This is a genomic window from Thermoflexus hugenholtzii JAD2, assembly GCF_900187885.1.
GTDB classification, from domain to species: domain Bacteria; phylum Chloroflexota; class Anaerolineae; order Thermoflexales; family Thermoflexaceae; genus Thermoflexus; species Thermoflexus hugenholtzii.
In genome coordinates this window covers 1-17,189 of sequence record NZ_FYEK01000075.1, presented here as the reverse complement: position 1 = coordinate 17,189, position 17,189 = coordinate 1, and the positions used below count along the sequence as shown (strand labels likewise).

Annotated in this window: 14 protein-coding genes; 5 read left to right on the top strand and 9 right to left on the bottom strand. The window is 67.8% G+C overall.

The window, feature by feature from the left end; all coding sequences use genetic code 11:
- Position 1: 1 nt before the first annotated feature.
- The 6 genes from csm4 to CFB18_RS13470 all read right to left on the bottom strand — a co-directional run bounded on the left by csm4 (position 2) and on the right by CFB18_RS13470 (position 6,830).
- On the bottom strand, positions 2-1,108 hold the full coding sequence (gene csm4, locus CFB18_RS13495; protein ID WP_088572324.1) for a type III-A CRISPR-associated RAMP protein Csm4: 1,107 nt from the start codon (positions 1,106-1,108) through the stop codon (positions 2-4).
- Positions 1,109-1,129: 21 nt separating this feature from the next.
- The gene (gene csm3, locus CFB18_RS13490) at positions 1,130-1,969 is read right to left on the bottom strand and encodes a type III-A CRISPR-associated RAMP protein Csm3 (RefSeq protein WP_088572323.1); all 840 of its coding nucleotides are present in this window, start codon (positions 1,967-1,969) and stop codon (positions 1,130-1,132) included.
- 34 nt (positions 1,970-2,003) lie between these two features.
- Complete coding sequence (gene csm2, locus CFB18_RS13485; RefSeq protein ID WP_159461765.1) at positions 2,004-2,429, bottom strand: type III-A CRISPR-associated protein Csm2; 426 nt, start codon at positions 2,427-2,429, stop codon at positions 2,004-2,006.
- 11 nt (positions 2,430-2,440) lie between these two features.
- Entirely contained in the window at positions 2,441-4,912 is a 2,472-nt protein-coding gene (gene cas10, locus CFB18_RS13480) for a type III-A CRISPR-associated protein Cas10/Csm1 (RefSeq protein WP_088572321.1), read from the bottom strand.
- A gap of 314 nt (positions 4,913-5,226) precedes the next feature.
- Positions 5,227-6,351: an AAA family ATPase gene (locus CFB18_RS13475; RefSeq protein ID WP_088572320.1), complete on the bottom strand. Its 1,125-nt coding sequence runs from the start codon at positions 6,349-6,351 to the stop codon at positions 5,227-5,229.
- Between the two features lie 116 nt (positions 6,352-6,467).
- Entirely contained in the window at positions 6,468-6,830 is a 363-nt protein-coding gene (locus tag CFB18_RS13470) for a 4Fe-4S dicluster domain-containing protein (RefSeq protein WP_088572319.1), read from the bottom strand.
- 542 nt (positions 6,831-7,372) lie between these two features.
- Here CFB18_RS13470 and CFB18_RS15455 point away from each other — a divergent pair.
- The 3 genes from CFB18_RS15455 to CFB18_RS13455 are packed head-to-tail and all read left to right on the top strand — an operon-like array spanning position 7,373 to position 9,419.
- On the top strand, positions 7,373-8,017 hold the full coding sequence (locus CFB18_RS15455) for an MSMEG_4193 family putative phosphomutase (RefSeq protein ID WP_159461764.1): 645 nt from the start codon (positions 7,373-7,375) through the stop codon (positions 8,015-8,017).
- A 42-nt stretch (positions 8,018-8,059) separates the two neighbouring features.
- Positions 8,060-8,587 (top strand): DUF3090 domain-containing protein, encoded by a 528-nt coding sequence (locus CFB18_RS13460; protein WP_088572317.1) that lies wholly within the window; start codon positions 8,060-8,062, stop codon positions 8,585-8,587.
- Between the two features lie 46 nt (positions 8,588-8,633).
- Positions 8,634-9,419 (top strand): SCO1664 family protein, encoded by a 786-nt coding sequence (locus CFB18_RS13455; protein WP_088572316.1) that lies wholly within the window; start codon positions 8,634-8,636, stop codon positions 9,417-9,419.
- Between the two features lie 4 nt (positions 9,420-9,423).
- On the opposite strand, the gene CFB18_RS13450 is transcribed toward CFB18_RS13455, so the two are convergent.
- The gene (locus CFB18_RS13450) at positions 9,424-10,485 is read right to left on the bottom strand and encodes a molybdopterin-dependent oxidoreductase (RefSeq protein WP_143597624.1); all 1,062 of its coding nucleotides are present in this window, start codon (positions 10,483-10,485) and stop codon (positions 9,424-9,426) included.
- 17 nt (positions 10,486-10,502) lie between these two features.
- Positions 10,503-12,299, bottom strand: a complete 1,797-nt coding sequence (locus CFB18_RS13445; protein ID WP_088572314.1) for a thioredoxin domain-containing protein — start codon at positions 12,297-12,299, stop codon at positions 10,503-10,505.
- A 238-nt stretch (positions 12,300-12,537) separates the two neighbouring features.
- Between CFB18_RS13445 and CFB18_RS13440 the strand changes: the two genes are divergently transcribed.
- Together CFB18_RS13440 and CFB18_RS13435 are read left to right on the top strand one after the other, a co-directional pair.
- Positions 12,538-13,320, top strand: a complete 783-nt coding sequence (locus CFB18_RS13440) for a DUF4058 family protein (protein WP_088572313.1) — start codon at positions 12,538-12,540, stop codon at positions 13,318-13,320.
- 162 nt (positions 13,321-13,482) lie between these two features.
- Positions 13,483-16,584 (top strand): glucodextranase DOMON-like domain-containing protein, encoded by a 3,102-nt coding sequence (locus tag CFB18_RS13435; protein WP_088572312.1) that lies wholly within the window; start codon positions 13,483-13,485, stop codon positions 16,582-16,584.
- A gap of 92 nt (positions 16,585-16,676) precedes the next feature.
- Here CFB18_RS13435 and CFB18_RS13430 read toward each other — a convergent pair whose 3' ends face one another.
- Entirely contained in the window at positions 16,677-17,066 is a 390-nt protein-coding gene (locus CFB18_RS13430; RefSeq protein ID WP_088572311.1) for a YbjN domain-containing protein, read from the bottom strand.
- Positions 17,067-17,189 lie beyond the last annotated feature (123 nt).

Sequence of the window (17,189 nt, the reverse complement as noted above, 5' to 3'; positions counted from 1 at the left end):
CCTATGCCTCCCATGCTGTGGCGTCCAGGGGGATGGGGAAGGCCAGGCCGTAACGCCACGAGGGGTGCGGGGCGCCCGGCGGCCGGACGTCGACCACCCGCCCCAGAGGGAGGCGGCCGCCCGCCCGGATCACCGCCCCCGCCTCCAGCAGCGTCACCGTCCGCCGCGGCCGATCCGGGCCGAGGCCGGGGGTCCGCATCCACCCGCCCACCTCCACCAGGGTGTAGGCCGCCGGATCCCCTTCTAAGGCCCCGGCCTGTAGCTCTTCTGGAGCGGGGAGGTATCGCGCCAGGGAAACCACCGCGGGCCCGCTCCCCACCGGGAGCTCCCCTCCCGGGTCCGGCTCGATCTGGAAGGCCCCTCCTCCCCTTGATCGCAAGCCCCCCAGGCCGCCCTCGCCCAGCTCCCGAAGGACCTCCTCCGCCCACTCCTGCCACCTCCGCCCGGACCCGGCGGGTCCGTCCGCTCCGGAATTCCAGGCGATGGCGATCCAGCCTCCCATCGGCAGGTCGGTCGGGAGGCGCACAGCGGAGATCCGATAAAGAGCCGACCCCCGCCCGTAACGGTCCACCGCCACCGCCGGGCGTCGCTCCACCTCCCAGAGGGGGCGATCTTCCGGGAGGAGCCGACGCAGGCGCTGGGGGAGCGCGCGCCACTCTTCCTTTAACATCCCCACGTGGCCCTCGTGGAGGCGGTGGAGATCCGCCTCTTGGGGCGCCCGGTTTTCCAGGGCCAGACGGAAGAGCCCCTCGGAGAGCCAGCGGAGCCCGCGCAGGCGCAGCCGGGCCTCGGCTTCCATCCGAAGACCCCAGCTCTCTGGACGGGGAAAGAAGCGGAGGGCTGGCCCGTCCGTTGGGACCAGGGCGGGGAAGACGCCGGTGAGCAGGAACGGCGGTCCCCCCGGCTCCGGTTCGGCGAAGGGCTGGACGAAGGCCCGGGCGGCGTCAGGCCCGCCCCGCTCGGCGATCAGGGCCACCATCGCCGCGAACAGGGTGTCGGAGGGGATGAACTCCCGGACGCTCTCCCCCCCGAAGGGATCACCGACCCGGAAGAAGCGGGAGAGCGGCCGCAGGCGATAGAACGTCACCTGACGGATCGCCATGGCCATCGGGCGTCCTCCCCGCCGCCGTCAGCCTGAGGAGAGAAGCGGCCGGATCTGACCCAGCAGCTCGGGCAGCTGTCGACGGAACTCCGTCAGGTCGGGGCTGGGATCCCCGAGCCAGGTGATGTCCTCGGGATAGGGCGTCCTCGGGGAGGCGATCTTGTGGCCCAGCCGCAGGCGGCGGAAGGCCACCTGGCCGCTGCCCCGGGATCCGTAGCCGCCCAGGTAATCGTCCTCCACCAGCCCCATCGCCTCCACCACGTGGTCAAACCACTCCAGGTCTTGGGGGAAGTAGATGTGGTAGACCATGAGGGCGCCGTGGGCTTCGTCTGAGGCATCCGACGCGCGGATGCGGGGGGCCCGGAACACGGCGCCGGCGGGCACGCGTTCGATCTGGCGGGGGACGGCGGCGGAGGTGACGCGGTCGATGGCCGCCTCCCATTTCACCTCTGTGAAGGGCAGGTCGGTGTCTGCGCGGCGCAGGACCTCCCGGCTCCCATCGGTGAGGAAGGCGTCGCGGACCACCAGACGGGTGGGGTAGGCGAAGGAGATCTCCCCGGGGACTCCGAAGATGTGGCATACCGGGCAGTTCCGGTAGCGCTCCTCGGTCTTGCAGACGTGGATGCGGGCCTGGCCGATGGCATGATTGGGCTCATATCCGCCCCAGCGCTCCAGCAGGCTGCGCATCTTGCCCTTGAGGGAGGAGCCGGGGAGGATGGGCTCGTCGGTGATCGGGTCGCGGATCACCGGGCTGTCGACGCCGCCGATGGCCACCTTGCCGCCGGCCCCGCCGATGTGCAACCCGGTGAGCACGTGGATCTCGGCGTCCAGGAACAGGCGCCCTCGCAACCGGAGTTCCGTAGGCATCTTCGCCTCCTGTTGGGAGAGGGTCCCGGGTTTCTCAGCGTTTCTCCTGATAGAAGCGGTGATAGGCCACGATGGCTTCGAAGAAGTCCACGAACCGTCGGAAGCGCTCCGGATCCTGCTCGATGCGGTCGATGGCGCGCTCCATGACCTCGATGAGCGGCTGCATGGCGTGGCCCCGATCCTGCAGGCGGGCGGCCTGATGGGCCATGCGGGGCTTCAGCAGCTGCAGGCGCCGCCAGGTCGTCGGGTCCAGTTTGTCGCCCTGGCCCTGCCGTTGTTGCCACTCCTTCTCGATGCGGCGGATCTCGCCGAAGAGGTTGCGGAGCTGGTGGGTGGTCAGTTTGCGTCGGGCCAGCTCCCGTCCGAGGGCCTGGCTGACCTTCACCAGCAGCTCTGCGGCATCCTCCTGGGTGATGATCCGGTCGATGTCCTGGAGGTTGAATTCCGCTGTCCCGGCCATCGCTTCCCTCCTCAAACGGAATCGGCGGATGGTTGGCGGGCGCATCCCTCCTCGTGGCGGGTCCGCAGCTCCGCCCAGCGGGCGGCGGGCGTCCAGATCTCCGTAAGGAGGCGGCTGAGGGCGATCGGCCCCCCCTGCTCGTCCCACCGGTCCCACTCCCGGCGCATCGCGTCCAGGATCTCCCGGAGCGGATCTTCGGCCGGGGTGAGGTCCTGCCAGCGGCGGATGAAGTAGGCGGCGTGCCAGATCCAAGGCACCAGGATGGGCTGCCCGGGTCCCTTTCGAAGCGCCGGGCGGGCCCGTTGCGGACGCGTGCCCCAGCGGATGAGGGCGAAGAGCAGGCCTCGGCCCCGGCCCGGCCGAGGGCGGGCGGCGGCGCGCTCCACCCCCTGGCGGAACCGTTCCGACCACTCGAGGACCGTCCAGAAGGCCTCTTCAGGGCCCCAGGGGAGGGTCCGCTCGAGGAAGCGCAGGGCGTCCTTGGCTTTCCCATCGGGGCGTTGATACGCTTTGGCGCCCTCCTCCAGGGCGCGGCCGGCCTCCTCAGCGAAGAGGTGAACGGCCTCCCGGCCGTCGTGGAGGGTGAGGGCGGCGCTGAGGGTGAGGCGGGGGTGATGGCCGGTGTATTCCGCCAGCTCCCTGCGCAGACGGGCGGCGAAATCGGCCACCACATCCCAGGCCCCCACGATGAAGAGGTCATCTCCCCCTGCGTAGACAGCGTAGAGCGTGTCCGGGCGCCCGGTCTCTCGCTCGACGGTCTCGCAGAGGGTTTCCACGTAGCCTTCGAAGAAGCGGGAGAGGGCGCTGCTGAGGGCCATCAGACGGGCCAGGCGCATGGCCTTCCCCAGGCCCCGGCTGAACAGCGCGCCGGCTCCGTCGAGATCGGCCCGCAGCACCCCCAGGCGCTGGATGCCCCGGGAGGAATGCTGCAGCATGGTGAAGTCCCGCACGTCGCCGACTTCGGGCATCTCGTCGGGATCGTCGTAGCAGCGGAGGAAGCGCTCCGGGTCTTCGGGCCGCACCCGAGGCGCGCGGCGCAGGAGGAAGTGGGGGAAGAAGGCGATGGGCCGCTCCCCGAGGGCCCGGCGGATGCGCCCTCGGAGATCGGGACTATCCTCTACCAGCCAGACCAGCGCCCAGCCTGCCTCCGGAGGCTCCGGGGAGGGCTTGGGCCCGGAGGCGCGGAACAGGGAGACGGCGAAGCCGAAGGCTTGCAACGCCTTCTCCCACGGGGCGGCCCGCTCCGGCCGGTCGGGCAGGGAGAGGGGCTCCCGCTCGATCCAGGCGATGGCCTGCAGATCCACGGCCGCACGCCCCAGGTCTTCGAGGGATCGACACCGCTTGCATTTGCTGCGGCCCTCCCTCTCGACCACGATCTCCTCGCCCTTGAACCCTCGGATCCCGCACACCATGCAATCCGTCCACTTCTCGGCGTGATCCGCCGGGTTTTCAGACCGCTGGGAGGAATCCGGCTGCTCCCCGACCAGGAAGGCCTCCCAATCCTCCGGGGGGAGGCTTTCCAGGCGGCGGGCTTTGGCCTGGGCGAGGCGGCGGTGGAGGGCCTCGAAGGCCTGTTGCAGGCCTTCGCCGTGCAGCTCGTGGGGGCGGATCGGGACAGCGGCCAGGACCAGGGCGAGGGAGGGGCCGTGGAAGGCGGCCAGGCGTCGGGTGACCTCCCGGCGGATCTCCGGCAATCTCGTCTCATCCGAGGGACGGGCCAGCAGGAGGAAATGTCCCCCTCCGCTGTACAGCAGGTTGGTGAGGGGCAGACGGAGCTGGCGCAGGACGAAGAGGGCCACCGCTTCGCTGAGCAGCTGCAGGTAGAGCGAGCGGCCCCGCAGCCCGCGGGCCGCGCCCTTCCCCGTCACCTGGTAGAGGAAGCGCTGAATGCCGGAGACATCTCCCTTCACCAGGAGGGCCACCGGCGGCGTGTCAACCGGTGCCTCGGATCCGGCCTGCAGGGCTGCTTCCCACGGCGCCAGGCCCTCCGGGGGGGCCTCGGCGAGCAGGGCCATAAAGGCCCCCACGGTGCGGCCGTGATCGTAGAGGGAGATATCCGGCGCGGGGCCGGGGAGGCACCACGCGAATCGGGCCAGAGCGCCCATGGCGCCGGCCACCCGGGCAGGCGGATGTTCCCGGGCGTCCCGGAGGGCTTCCTCTAAGCGCTTTTTGAGGTCGTCCTCCAGGTTGCGAAGGGCAAGCTCCGGAGGATCCTCCGGCGTTGCTTCTTTTGGGAAGAGGGTTTCGCGTTGGCGGTTCAGGGGGAGGAGCGGATACACACGCGGAGGGCCGCTGGCGCCCTCCACCGCGTGGAAGATCGAGATCAGGGCGGAGGGTCGGCGGTCGGCCGGCATCGGGGCTCCGGCGCTCAACGCCTCGGCCAGGCGGAGCCGGGAGGCGGTCTCCGGATCCGGTTCCAGATCCAGCCCGGCGATCAACCAGAGCCCTCGAAAGGCCGCGGAGAAGGGATCCGGCGCGCTCATTGGGAACGATGGCTCCTGGGAAGGGTTTGATCATGGTTTAGATTTTAGTATGCTGAACCAACCCAATAAGTCGGCCAAATTGTTTTTGAAATAGTCCATCATCCATATTTTCGATGATTTTGGCAGCTATATCGCCATTAGAACCATAATTGCCTGCCAGATTGCCGATCAGTCTGATCGCAAATTTGACTGTGGGGATTGGAAAGTTCTGACGGATCAGCAAATCTATAATTTCACCTCCAAAATGATCAGCACATAATCGCTGGGATCAGAGAGGACGTTCTGCACGGCCATCTCTCCTCCTCCGGAGCGACTCAACGATGCGGAAAGAGCTTCAGGATCTCTTGGAGGGCCTCATCGGAGATCCCGAGGCGCTCGGGGGTCTGACGGCCGAAGAGCAGCGTGCGAGGATCCCGGTCAGTTTGAAGCATAAGGTCCAGATCCTCCAGCGAGAAAGAGGGACTTTCCAGCTTGCCGGTTCGCTCGTCCCGGCGCAGGAAGACCATGGAGAAGACCTCTTGATCCGACCGCTCCATGAAGATGTCCCGCAGGGCCTTGAGGATTTCCAGGCTCTGGGTGGCCAGGACGATCTGAAGGCCATCGCGCTCGGCCAGCGTATCCACCATGGCCTGCATCAGCCGGGGGATCGCGTCCGCGTGCTGATGGGCCTCCGGCTCGTCCCAGAGGAACAGGCCCTCGGGGAGGATCGCCAGCATGCACAGCGCCCGGAACGCGGCTTGGATCCCATCTCCCATCCCGGGGATGGGGACGGCGGATCCGTGTTCAAAGATCGCCCACACCGTGGTTTCCCCTGGGCCTCCGCCTTTCCCACCGGAGAGCCGAAGGGGGTTCAGGGCGTAGATCTCCCTCAGCCGGTCGGCGATCCAGCGATCCCGCCCCGCTTCGAAGATCGGGGGCGCTCCATCTTCGCCGAACCAAAGGTGCTGTTCGACCTCCTCGCCGGTTTCCGGATCCATCAACGCAGCCCGGAGCATCTGCTCCCAGCGGCTACGGGTCATCTCTGTGTGGGGCGAGATCAGGCGGATCTCCGAAGAGTTCGCGGATCGGTAGTTCAACCAGCGCGGGCGGTTCAAGACCAGCTGCGCGATGTGGAAGATCCCCGTGGCCCCTTCCTCTTCCTTCTTTTCCTTTTGGGTAGTCAAATCCAGCCGACCCTCCAGATCGGCGGTTTCCAGAGCCGGATATCCGTGCCGCCGGAAGACGTGACGCAACGGAGAGCGACCGACGGGATCCTGATTCTCGACGATCAGTTCGCCTTCTCGAGGATTGGCGGCCAGATACAGGGCCTCCAGGACCGCTGTTTTGCCGCTGCCGTTCAGGCCGAGGAGCACGGTGAAGGGGGCCAGCGGGACGCTTCCGGATTCGATCCCCCGGAACCTGTGTAGTTCGATGCGCTGGACGACCGGTGGGCGCGCCATGCTTTCACCTCGTCTTCTCGCGAATCCTGTCCCATCTGAGGGCGGGCGCCGCCCGGCCCGGGCGAGCCGTCGGGCCCAGCCCGGGCCGGGCGGGACGAGGGCGAGGGCAGGGGAGGTCACATATTGCGGGCGTTGTAGCCCGGGCCCTCCTTGTAGAACTTGTAGTTGAAGGGGATGTCCTCCCGGAGGTTGACCACCTCGCCGCCCTGGGCCTCGTAGCGCTCGATGTCCCCCGGCGCGCGCATGATCATGCGCACCTGGCCCGGCTTCATCGTGTAGGCCTCCGGGACCTCGTCTTCGGGGAAGATGGCCTCGTAGGGGCACTCGGGGACGCAGGCGCCGCAGTCGATGCAGGTGTCGGGGTCGATGTAATACCAGGGCCACTGATCCTCCGGCTTGCCGGGGACGATGCACTCGACCGGGCAGACCTGCGCGCAGGCACCGTCGCGCAAACACAGGCTGGTGATGATGTGCGTCATCGCCTCCCTCCTGATGGTGGATTGATATGGAGGAGAGCGGAGGCCCCGGGGCCATGCGCGATGTTCGCCGGGGCCCGCCATCGTCGGAACGTTCGAGGCCATTCTATCCGATGGCGGAAGGCACTGTCAATAGCCTGCCCCCAGGAGCGTTCATCCTGCCCGCCACGGGCTTAAGGGCCAGGGCTCGGGGCTCAGGCTTTCCGCAGGGCCGGCTTTCGCCGCGAACATTTTGGGATCGAAGAGGAGAGGTCGGGCGAAAGCCCCTCCTACAAAGCCTGTCTTTTCGTAGGAACGGCTTTCGTCGCGACCCTTTGCGTCATCGAGAACCAGGGGTTGGGGGTTATCGGAGCGGTCTTCACTGCGAACCTTGTGCTATCGAAAACGGAGGTTCGGGGCTGAAGCCCCTCCTACAAAGACCAATGCTGGCAGGGGCGGCTTTCGCCGCGACCCTTTGCGTCATCGAGAACCGGAGGTTCGGAGTTATCGAGGCGGCTTTCGCTCTGTGCTATACTGAGGAAAAGAACTTCGCCGAGGCGACGCGGATGGCGATCATCCTGCTGATCCGGCACGCGGCCAACGACGCCATGGGCAAATGGCTGGCCGGGTGGACGCCGGGGGTGCATCTCAACGAGGCCGGGCGCCGGCAAGCGGAGGCGCTGGCGGAACGCCTGGCCCCGCTCCCCATCCGGGCGATCTACAGCAGCCCCCTGGAGCGCGCCCTGGAGACCGCCGAGCCCCTGGCCCGCCGCAAAGGCCTGGAGATCCAGATCGTCCCGGAGCTGGGGGAGGTGCGCTACGGGGACTGGACGGGCAAATCCCTCAAACGGCTGCGCCGTCAGAAGGCCTGGCAACGCCTGGTGGGCACGATCAGCCGGGCCTGCTTCCCGGGCGGGGAAGCGATGGTCGACCTCATCGCCCGGGCCGTCCGCGCCGTGGAGACCATCGCCGCCCGCCATCCCCGGGACGTGGTGGCCCTGTTCACCCACGCCGATCTCATCCGGGCCGTCACCGCCTACTACCTGGGCATGCCGCTGGATCTCTACCATCGGCTGATGATCGCCCCGGCCTCGGTGACCATCTTCTGGCTGGCCGAGGGGCCCCCGCTGCTCCTGCGATTGAACGACACGGGCCCCCTTCAGTGGCCGCTGGAGGATCTCGCCTATCTCTCGAAGGCGCGCAAGCGCTGATCCCAAGTCAGGCCCTCACCTTTCCCGGAAAACAGGGCGGAGATGCCACGGTTGATCTACGACCTGCGGCCGGTGGATCGAATCACCGCGGATGCGGTGGGCGAGCCTGGACGGCGGACGTTCTACATCCAGGCCCGCCAGGAGGACATCCTGGTCACCATCCTCTGCGAGAAGGAACAGGTGCGGGCCCTGGCCCATTCCCTGGAGGAGCTCCTGGAGGAGATCAACGAGAAATACCCCCGCCCCCTGGGGCCGGAGCCCGATGAGTCCGAGCTGCAGCTGGAGGAACCCCTGGAGCCCCTGTTCCGGGCCGGACGCATGGGGCTGGGCTACGAACCCCGCGGGGACTGGGTGGTCCTGGTGATCCAGGAGCTGGCAGAGGAGGATCAGGACCCGGACCGGTTGCGGGTGGTCCGTTTCTGGGCGACCCGGGAGCAGATGCATGCCCTCAGCCGCCACGGCGCCGACGTGGTCGCCCGGGGCCGTCCCCTCTGCCCGCTGTGCGGCCGCCCCATCGACCCTGAAGGACACATCTGCCCCCGCCGTAACGGCAAGGCGGTCGTGTTCTGAAGGCCTCTGATCGGAGGATGGAAGGACCGTTCCAGGAGCACGGAAGATGGCGACCCGTCGCCCTCGCCCCGGGACCGCGCGGCGGATCCCCGACCCCCTTCCCCCGGAGACCCCGAAGGAGATCGTCTTGCGATGGCTGCGGGAAGGGGAGATCCGGCTCCTCGGGCTGATCCCCTGGGGGTCCAACGCCACCTTCCTGGTCGCCTTGAGCGACGGGGAACGGACGGGCCTGGCGGTCTACAAGCCGCAGCGTGGCGAGGAGCCCCTCTGGGATTTCCCCCACGGCACCCTGTGTTATCGGGAAGTCGCCGCCTACGTGGTCAGCGAGGCCCTGGGCTGGGGGCTGGTGCCCCCCACCGTGCTGCGGGAGCAGGGCCCATATGGGCGGGGGGCCTTGCAGCTCTACATCGACGCGGACCCTGAGGAGAATTACTTCACCTTCCGGGAGGATCCCGCCCTGCAGCCCGTGCTGATGCGCCTGGCAGCCTTCGATCTGATCACCAACAACGCCGACCGGAAGGCGGGCCACTGCCTGCGGGACCGCCACGGGCGGATCTGGGCCATCGACCACGGGATCTGCTTCCACGTCGAGCCGAAGCTGCGGACGGTGATCTGGGATTACCGGGGACAACCCATCCCGGAGGACATCCTCGAGGAGATCCGGGCTTTCCATCGGCGCCTGCGGGAGGATGAGGGGCTGCGCGCGGAGCTGGCCGCCCTGTTGCATCCGGCGGAGATCGCCGCCCTGGAACGGCGGACGGCGGCCCTGCTGGAGCGTCCGATCTTCCCCCACCCGGGGCCCTGGCGCTCGGTGCCGTGGCCGATGGTGTAAGGAATCATCCGCCCCGTTGGATCACCACCCGGACCGCGTGTTGCTCGTCGGTGCCATCGGGGAAGGTGCCGCCTAACAGCCGGCCACGTCCCCGGGGTTGCGTCCGACCGTCGCGCTGCACCACCCGCGCCCGCAGGACGTGCTCCCCCTCCTCCGGGCGCTCCCAGCGATAGCGCCAGACCGTCCAGACGTAGGGGGTGGGCCCTCGGATGAGCTCGGCCTCCATCCAAGTTCGGCCGTCGTCCGTGCTGACCTCCACCCGCTCGATCCCCACCGGCCCGGAGAAGGCGATCCCATAGATCTCCACCGGTTGCGGCGGGAGCATCCCCGGCCGGGGCGCGTCGATGCGGGAGTTGGGCTGGATGATGGCCTCCTTCGACCAGCCCTGGGCCTCCCAGTAGCCGATGTGCTCCCCCCGGATCAGCTCGATGCGGGTGATCCACTTCGGCTGCTTCATGCCGTAACGGCCCGGCCACAGGGCCCGCAACGGGAACCCGTGCTCCAGAGGTAAGACCTCGCCGTTCATCATATAGGCCAGCAGGGAGTGGGGATCCCGGGCCAGCTCCACCGGGATGCTGGTGTGATAGCCGTCGGCGGCATGAAGGACCACCTCCTGGGCGGTGGCGCGGGCCCCGGCCATAGCCAGGAGATCCGCCATCCGGACCCCCTTCCACACCGCGTTGCCGATGAGGTCCCCGCCCACCGGGTTGCTGATGCACTCCAGGGTGCGCATCTCGATCACCGCCGGCATGGCCAGGAGCTCCGGGTAGGTCAGGCGGAGGGGGCGCTCCACCTCCCCGGTGATCTCCAGGGCCCAGGTCTCCACATCCACCCGGGGGATGGTGCTGTATTTCACCTCGAAGAACTCCCGAGTGGGTGTGATGGGCACCGGGGAGGCGATCTCCCAACGCTCCGGGCCCGGGAGCCAGACCGGGATGCGGGTGGGCGGGGGCGTGGCCTCGGGAGAGATCTCCGGCGAGGGGAGCCGCCGGGCGCAGGCCGCCGCGGCCGCCCCGATCGCCCCGCCCGCGAGCCATCGCAACACGTCCCGCCGACGCCACGGCATCGTGGAATCCTCCTCCATCACGCGAGCGCAGCGATTCGTTCCGCAAGCTCCTCCGGCGTGCGGGCCGGCGCCAGGCAGCGATCCCCAAGGCATACATAAGCGACCGGGAGCCCATCGGTGGAAAAGCCCTGGGCCTGGATGACCGGGGCATCGCGCTCCGGATCCATGGGGATCACCACCCGGGCGAAGGGATCCCCGCGCCAGGCGGCGGCCAGCAGCTGCCGGGTCGTTGGATCCTCCAGCGGGCCGATGACGTGGATCCGCACCGGCTCGGTGATGGCCCGGTAGACGGCCAGCCCGTAGGGGGCTGCCGCGAAGTCGTATTTCACGTAGTCCTGCTCGAAGGCCAGCAGCGCCCGCTCGGCGATCGCTCGCGCCTCCCGGTCGCCGGTGAGATCGTGAAGGGTGAGGTAGAACTCCGCGGCGACGGCGTTCTCCTCCAGGGGCTTCTGCCGGATCCGCAGGGCGCCGATGGCTCGGGGATCCTCGGGCCGGTCGAAGAAGCCGCCGCCCTCCCGGTCCGCCAGGGCGGACTCCAGATACGGGCGCAACTGAAGAGCCCGCTCCAGGAAGCGCCGCTCGCCCGTCCGCTGGAAGGCGGCGAGGGCCGCCCGGGCGTAGTGGACCTGATCCCCCAGCAGCGGAGGAACGCCCTTCGCGTCCGCCCGTTCCCCGTGGATGTCCACGTAATGCACGAGGGCGCCGGTGGAGGCGTCAAAAGTCCATTCCCATACGGCGTCGAGGTTCCGGATGGCCGTCTCCTGCAGCCGGTCTTCCTCCAGGATATCCGCGGCGATGAGCAGCGTCAGGGCCATCTGGCTGTTCCAGTTCGTGTAGACCGTCCGATCCACCGCCGGCGGGGGGCGCATCGCCCGCTCCCGTCGGGAGAGCGCATAGTATTCTTCGTCCGCGTCCTGGCTACCCCAGAAGACCCCGCGCTCCGGATCATAGAGCGTGCGCTCTACGTAGTCCAGGGCCTTCACCGCCGGCTCCCGGAGTCCTTCGTCCTCAAGGACCTCCGCGGCATACAGGTAAACCACGATCAGCCGGGCGTGGTCCTCCAGCATCTTCTCGAAGTGGGGGAGGCTCCAGTCGCGGGTGGTGGAGTAGCGGAACCATCCGCCTTCCACATGGTCATACATCCCGCCTTCGGCCATCCCGTGGAGGGTGCGGCGGACCATCTCGGCCAGCCGTTCATCGCGGCGGCCGCCGCGGACGTATTCCACCAGGAGGAGCAGACTGGCTTCGGGGTGGGGGAACTTGGGGGCCTCGCCAAAGCCGCCGTAGACCGGATCGTAGGCTCGAGCGATCAGCCCGATCAGGTGCAGCGGGACCGTCCACGACAGCTGGGCGCCGGGCCGGGCCATCGGGCGGGCGGCTTCCTGCCGTCGGCGGGCGATCTCCTGGATCCTGCGCTGGATCTCGGCGCGGTTGCTCCGATAATACTGGAGCACCTGGAGGAGGACCTGCCGCATCTGCATCGGAGGGATGTAGGTGGCCCCGGTGAGGATCTCTCCATCCGGGGTGAGGAAAGCGGTGGTGGGCCATCCGCCCATGTTGTAACGGGCGTTGATGTCCGGCCGGCGGTCCGTGTCCACCCGAATGGGGATGAAATAGGTGTTGATGAGCTCGGCGATCTCGGGGTCCGAATAGGTTCCGGTGTGGATGGGATCGCCGGGAATGCCCCGGTCCATCACGTGGCACCAGTGGCACCAGGTGGCCGAGATGCTGAGGAGGATGGGCTTGTCTTGCTCCCGCGCCTCCCGGAAGGCCTCCTCGCCCCACTCCCGCCACCGCACCCGTGTCTCCCCCATGACCCCTCCTGAAGCTCCGCTCGCGCCTTGCGATCTTTGGAGTCGAAACGCTTATCGATTTCATCATAAAAGCGCGGAGGAGGGAACGCAACTTTCCGGGAGGATCTCGGGGAGGCGCCCCGAGCTTATGCGTCTTCGATGGAAATCATGCAGAATCGGCTTGCAGGGGATCCGCAGTTCAAGCGGTTAAGTCCCCTCTGCTATAATGAGGGTCGAGTCGAAAGATGGGAGGTTGGGCGTGCCTTCCCCTTTCCCGGGCATGGACCCTTACCTGGAGCGGCCGGATCTGTGGCCGGATTTCCATAGTGATCTGGCTTCGGAGATCCGAGCCCGGTTGAACCAGCGGATCACGCCGCGTTACTTCGCGCGCCTGTCGGTCTCGATCACGTATGAGGTGGTGGAAATCGGGGAGACCCACATCGTCCGGCCGGATGTGTCGGTCCACCGGCTTTCTCCTTCCTCGGAGGCCGGGACCTCCGTGGCCATCCCGCCGGCTCCGGCGAAAAGCCGGATCCCTCTGGAGGTGCCGTTGCGCCTCTACAGCGTCGAGATCCGCAAGACGGACACCGGACAGCTGGTGACGGTGATCGAGATCCTCTCGCCGGTGAACAAGCGGGTCGGACACGAGGCCCATGCGGATTACCTGCGCAAGCGGCGGGATCTGCTGCGGTCCGCCGTTCATCTGATGGAGATCGATCTGCTGCGGGGCGGGGAGCGGCCCCCTCTGGAGGATCCGGTGCCGCCTGCTCCGTATTACGTCCTCCTCAGCCGGGCAGATCGCCGCCCGACGGTGGAGGTGTGGCCGATACGGTTGATGGATCCCCTGCCGGTGCTGCCGGTCCCCCTCCTTGAACCGGACCCGGATGTGCCGCTGGATCTGGGGGCGGCGGTGGCGACGGTCTACGAGCGCGGGGCGTATGGGGTGCAGATCGACTATCGCCAGCCCCCTCCGCCTCCTCCTCTCTCTGAGGAGGAGATGGCCTGGCTGGACGCTCGACTGCGGGAGCTGGGATATCGTTAATCCTCCGATCTCGACGGGTTCCGGAAGACCCCACAGCAGCTGCGGATTGACACAATTCCGGAAGGCCCTTATATTGCTAAAGCGCTTTACAAAAGCGCTTGACGCGTGAAAAGGACTGCATGACAGGCGGTCCGTGGGGCATATCACGACAGGAGGGGTGCGATGCGGATCCGGGGCTGGGGGATCTTTTTGCTGGCGCTGTGGGCGCTGGGGGTGGGGTGTCGGCCGACCCCGCGGCCGACGCCGACGTGGCCGCCGCCGTCGCCGACCCCGACGGAGGCCCTTGAGGAAGCCCCCCTTTACCTGGCGTTGATCTGGCATCAGCATCAACCCTTCTATCCGAAGGACCCCCAGACGGGCCTGTATACCCGGCCGTGGGCCCGGGTGCACGCCACCAAAGACTACTACGATATGGCCGCCATCCTGCGGGAATACCCCAACGTCCACGTGACCTTCAATCTCACCCCCGTCCTGATCCGCCAGCTGGAGGATCTGGCGGGGGGCGCGAAGGATGTCTACTGGGCCCTCTCAGAGAAGCCCGCGGAGGCGCTCACGGAGGACGAGAAGCGCTTCCTCCTGCGGCGTTTCTTCGACGCCAACTGGGAGCGGGTGATCCCGCGCTTCCCGCGCTATCGCGAGCTCCTCGAGAAGCGAGGGCGCTCAGCTGACCCGGCGGCCATCGAGCGGGCGCTGGAATCCTTCACCGTGCAGGACTTCCGGGATCTCCAAGTGCTCTTCAACCTGGCCTGGATGGATCCCGACTTCCTGGCCCGGCCGCCCCTCGCGGATCTGGTCCGCAAGGGCCGGGATTTCACCGAGGCCGACAAATCGGTGATCTTCGAGGAGACGCGGCGCATCCTGAAGGAGATCCTTCCCCTTCACAAGGCCCTTCAGGAAGCCGGGCAGATCGAGGTGATCACCACGCCGTATGCCCATCCTATCCTCCCCCTGCTGATCTACTCAGATCTCGCGCGGGTGGGGAACCCCGAGGCCCTGCTGCCGGACCCGCCGTTCATCGCCCCGGAGGACGCCCGGGAGCATCTGCGCCGGGCAGTGGCGCTCTATGAGGCCCATTTCGGCCGGCCGCCTCGGGGTCTGTGGCCGGCGGAAGGGGCGGTCGCCCAGCAGATCGTCCCCATGGTCGCCGATGCCGGCTTCCTCTGGATGGCTTCCGGGGAGCCGGTCCTCGCTCGCTCCCTGGGATTGAGTGGCTTCACCCGCGACGCCCGGGAGACCGTGGAGGAGGTGGATCTGCTCTATCGCCCCTACCGGCTCTCGGATCCTCAGGGCCGGCCGCTGTTCATCGTGTTCCGCGACGGCGTGCTCTCCGACAAGATCGGCTTCACCTATTCGGGGATGCCTGGGGAGGCTGCGGCGGAGGACTTCATCCGACGCCTGGAGAACATCCGGGAGAAGGCGCGGGAGAAAGGGGTGCAGGGCCCCCTGCTGGTCTCTGTGATCCTGGACGGCGAGAACGCCTGGGAATACTACGAGAACGACGGCAAGGCCTTCCTGCACGGACTTTACCGGCGGCTGAGCGAGAGCCGGACCATCCGCACGGTGACGCCTTCGGAGTTCCTGCGGATGTTCCCGGAGGCCGCGCGGCCGCTCCCGAAGCTCTTCCCCGGGGCGTGGTTCAGCCCGAACTATGACACCTGGATCGGCGAAGCGGAGGAACGGGAAGCATGGACCGCGCTCCGGCGCGCCCGGGAGGCCCTACGCGAGTATGAAGAAGGACGTAAGCCGGCCACTCCGGAGGTCTTGGAGCGGGCGCGGGAGGCGATGCTCCTGGCGGAGGGGTCCGACTGGTTCTGGTGGTATGGGACGGATCAGGACAGCGGGCAGGATGATTACTTCGACGACGCCTTCCGCATGTTGCTCCGGCAGGTCTATGAGGCGCTGGGGGAGCCGGTGCCGGATTCCCTCGCCGTCCCCATCGTCCCGCCGCCGGTGGCGGAGCCGGCGGCGCCCTTCACCGGGCCCTCCACACCCGCTCTGGACGGCCGGGCGACCCCGGGGGAGTGGGACGCGGCGGCCCGCTATACGGGCTCCGATCCCGCGCTGCGGGAGTTCTGGATCGGGGCCGATCGCACGCATCTCTACGCCCGGGTGGATGGGGCCTGGGAGGGAGATGTGGCGTTCGGCTTCTACATCGCTGCCCCCGGAGGAGCCGGGCGCTCCGGTTTCTCCGCCCATCCGGCCGGCCCGCGCATCCCGTTGGGGTTCGGGGCCACCCATGCCATTCAGGTGGTCCGCGCGGGTGAGAAGGTGACGGCGGAGCTCCTTCAGGCCACACCGGATGGAGGGTGGTCGCCAGCCCCCGGAGAGCTTTCGGTGCGGCTGGGGGAGGGGACGTTGGAGCTGGCGGTGCCGCAGAGGGCCCTGGGGAACCTACAAGCGGGCGATCCGTTGCTCTGGGCGGTGGTGGCCTCGGGGCCCCAGGGGGCCGTGCGGCTCCCGGCCTCCGGCGTGGCCCGCTTTCAGATCCCGGATTTCGGCCTCGCCCAGGTCATCCTGGACGTCGAGGATCCGGAGGGGGACGACCACGGGCCGGGGAGCTACACCTATCCCACGGATCCGGTCTTCCTCCCTCAGGTCTTTGATCTCAAGCGGTTCCAGGTTGGGGAGGAGGGGGAGGACTTGGTCTTCCGCTTTGAGTTCTATGGCCCCATCCCGAACCCCTGGGGTTCCCCGAACGGCCTGGCGCTGCAGACCCTCGACATCTATATCGACCGGGATCCGGGGAAGGGGACGGGCGCCCGGCTGTTGTTGCCTGGGCGGAACGCGGCCCTGGCGGAGGGATTCGGGTGGGACATCGCCCTGTGGGCGGAGGGGTGGACGCCCGGTGTCTATGCTCCGGATGAGCAAGGGAAGCCCAAGCCGGTCCCGGGGGCTTCTTTGCGCATCGCGGTCAACCCGAACCAACGGACGGTGCTCCTGCGGGCACCTCGGCGGATCTTCGGGGCGGGTTTCGATCCGCGGCAGGCGGCCTACCTGGCGGCGGTGCTGAGCCAGGAGGGGTTCCCCTCGCCGGGGGTGTGGCGGGTGCGGGACGTGCTGCCGCAGGCGGCCCAGTGGCGGCTGGGTGGGGGGCCTGCGGACACCAACCACACGCGCATCCTGGATCTGGCCTGGCCGGCGGGGCGGTCGCCGACCCAGGAAGCGTTGCTCTCCGCTTACCGGCCTTCCCAGGAGCCCAACCTGGATCGCCTGGGCCCCGACGACTTCGCCCAGCTCCCGATGCTCCGGCCGGAAGGCCGCTGAGAGCGGATCCGCTTCTCGGAAAGATTCTTCACCGGGATGCCCGTTGAGGGGGACTGCAGGAAGCGGTCCCCCTCCCGCTCTGTTCATCCCGGCTATTTCAGGTAGCGCTCAACCTTGGGGGCCTCTAAAAGCAACCCGCCGTCGTGATCCCACAGTTCCATGAACGCGCTAAAAGTGTGCCGATCGTAAGCATCTGGATGCCACGCTTCCATGCGGAGGTCGGAATCCTCATCGGCGTAGAAGCGGGCGAGGACCGCCTGGGCGTTTAGGGTGTTGATCATCTCGAGATATCCGCTTCGATCTCTCTTGGCTTCATCGGCGCACGTGAAAAAGGAGGCGATCAGGATCCCACCTCCCACCGGTTTCATGACGACGTTGAACTTACGGGGATGCTTGGCTAAGATCAGCTCACCCTCGCGAGCGATCTCGTAACCCAGGAATTGGAGATGCTCGGTCATCCGATCCAACGTGCCCGTGCTCATAGCTCACCTCCTCTGGGTTGATGGCGATCCGGGGGTGTCCGTCGTTTCGAGGCGGCTTCTGGCGAGGTTTCGTCAAGAGGTGTGGACTTTCGCATTAGGCGGCGACCTCCTGGGGAGCCTCGA

Coding starts and splice junctions, on each gene's coding strand:
- CFB18_RS13460 (WP_088572317.1), top strand. CDS start 8,060: ATGCCACGGTTGATCTACGACCTGCGGCCGGTGGATCGAATCACCGCG.
- CFB18_RS15455 (WP_159461764.1), top strand. CDS start 7,373: ATGGCGATCATCCTGCTGATCCGGCACGCGGCCAACGACGCCATGGGC.
- CFB18_RS13475 (WP_088572320.1), bottom strand. CDS start 6,351: ATGGCGCGCCCACCGGTCGTCCAGCGCATCGAACTACACAGGTTCCGG.
- CFB18_RS13455 (WP_088572316.1), top strand. CDS start 8,634: ATGGCGACCCGTCGCCCTCGCCCCGGGACCGCGCGGCGGATCCCCGAC.
- CFB18_RS13470 (WP_088572319.1), bottom strand. CDS start 6,830: ATGACGCACATCATCACCAGCCTGTGTTTGCGCGACGGTGCCTGCGCG.
- cas10 (WP_088572321.1), bottom strand. CDS start 4,912: ATGAGCGCGCCGGATCCCTTCTCCGCGGCCTTTCGAGGGCTCTGGTTG.
- CFB18_RS13445 (WP_088572314.1), bottom strand. CDS start 12,299: ATGGGGGAGACACGGGTGCGGTGGCGGGAGTGGGGCGAGGAGGCCTTC.
- csm4 (WP_088572324.1), bottom strand. CDS start 1,108: ATGGCCATGGCGATCCGTCAGGTGACGTTCTATCGCCTGCGGCCGCTC.
- CFB18_RS13450 (WP_143597624.1), bottom strand. CDS start 10,485: ATGCCGTGGCGTCGGCGGGACGTGTTGCGATGGCTCGCGGGCGGGGCG.
- csm3 (WP_088572323.1), bottom strand. CDS start 1,969: ATGCCTACGGAACTCCGGTTGCGAGGGCGCCTGTTCCTGGACGCCGAG.
- csm2 (WP_159461765.1), bottom strand. CDS start 2,429: ATGGCCGGGACAGCGGAATTCAACCTCCAGGACATCGACCGGATCATC.
- CFB18_RS13430 (WP_088572311.1), bottom strand. CDS start 17,066: ATGAGCACGGGCACGTTGGATCGGATGACCGAGCATCTCCAATTCCTG.
- CFB18_RS13435 (WP_088572312.1), top strand. CDS start 13,483: ATGCGGATCCGGGGCTGGGGGATCTTTTTGCTGGCGCTGTGGGCGCTG.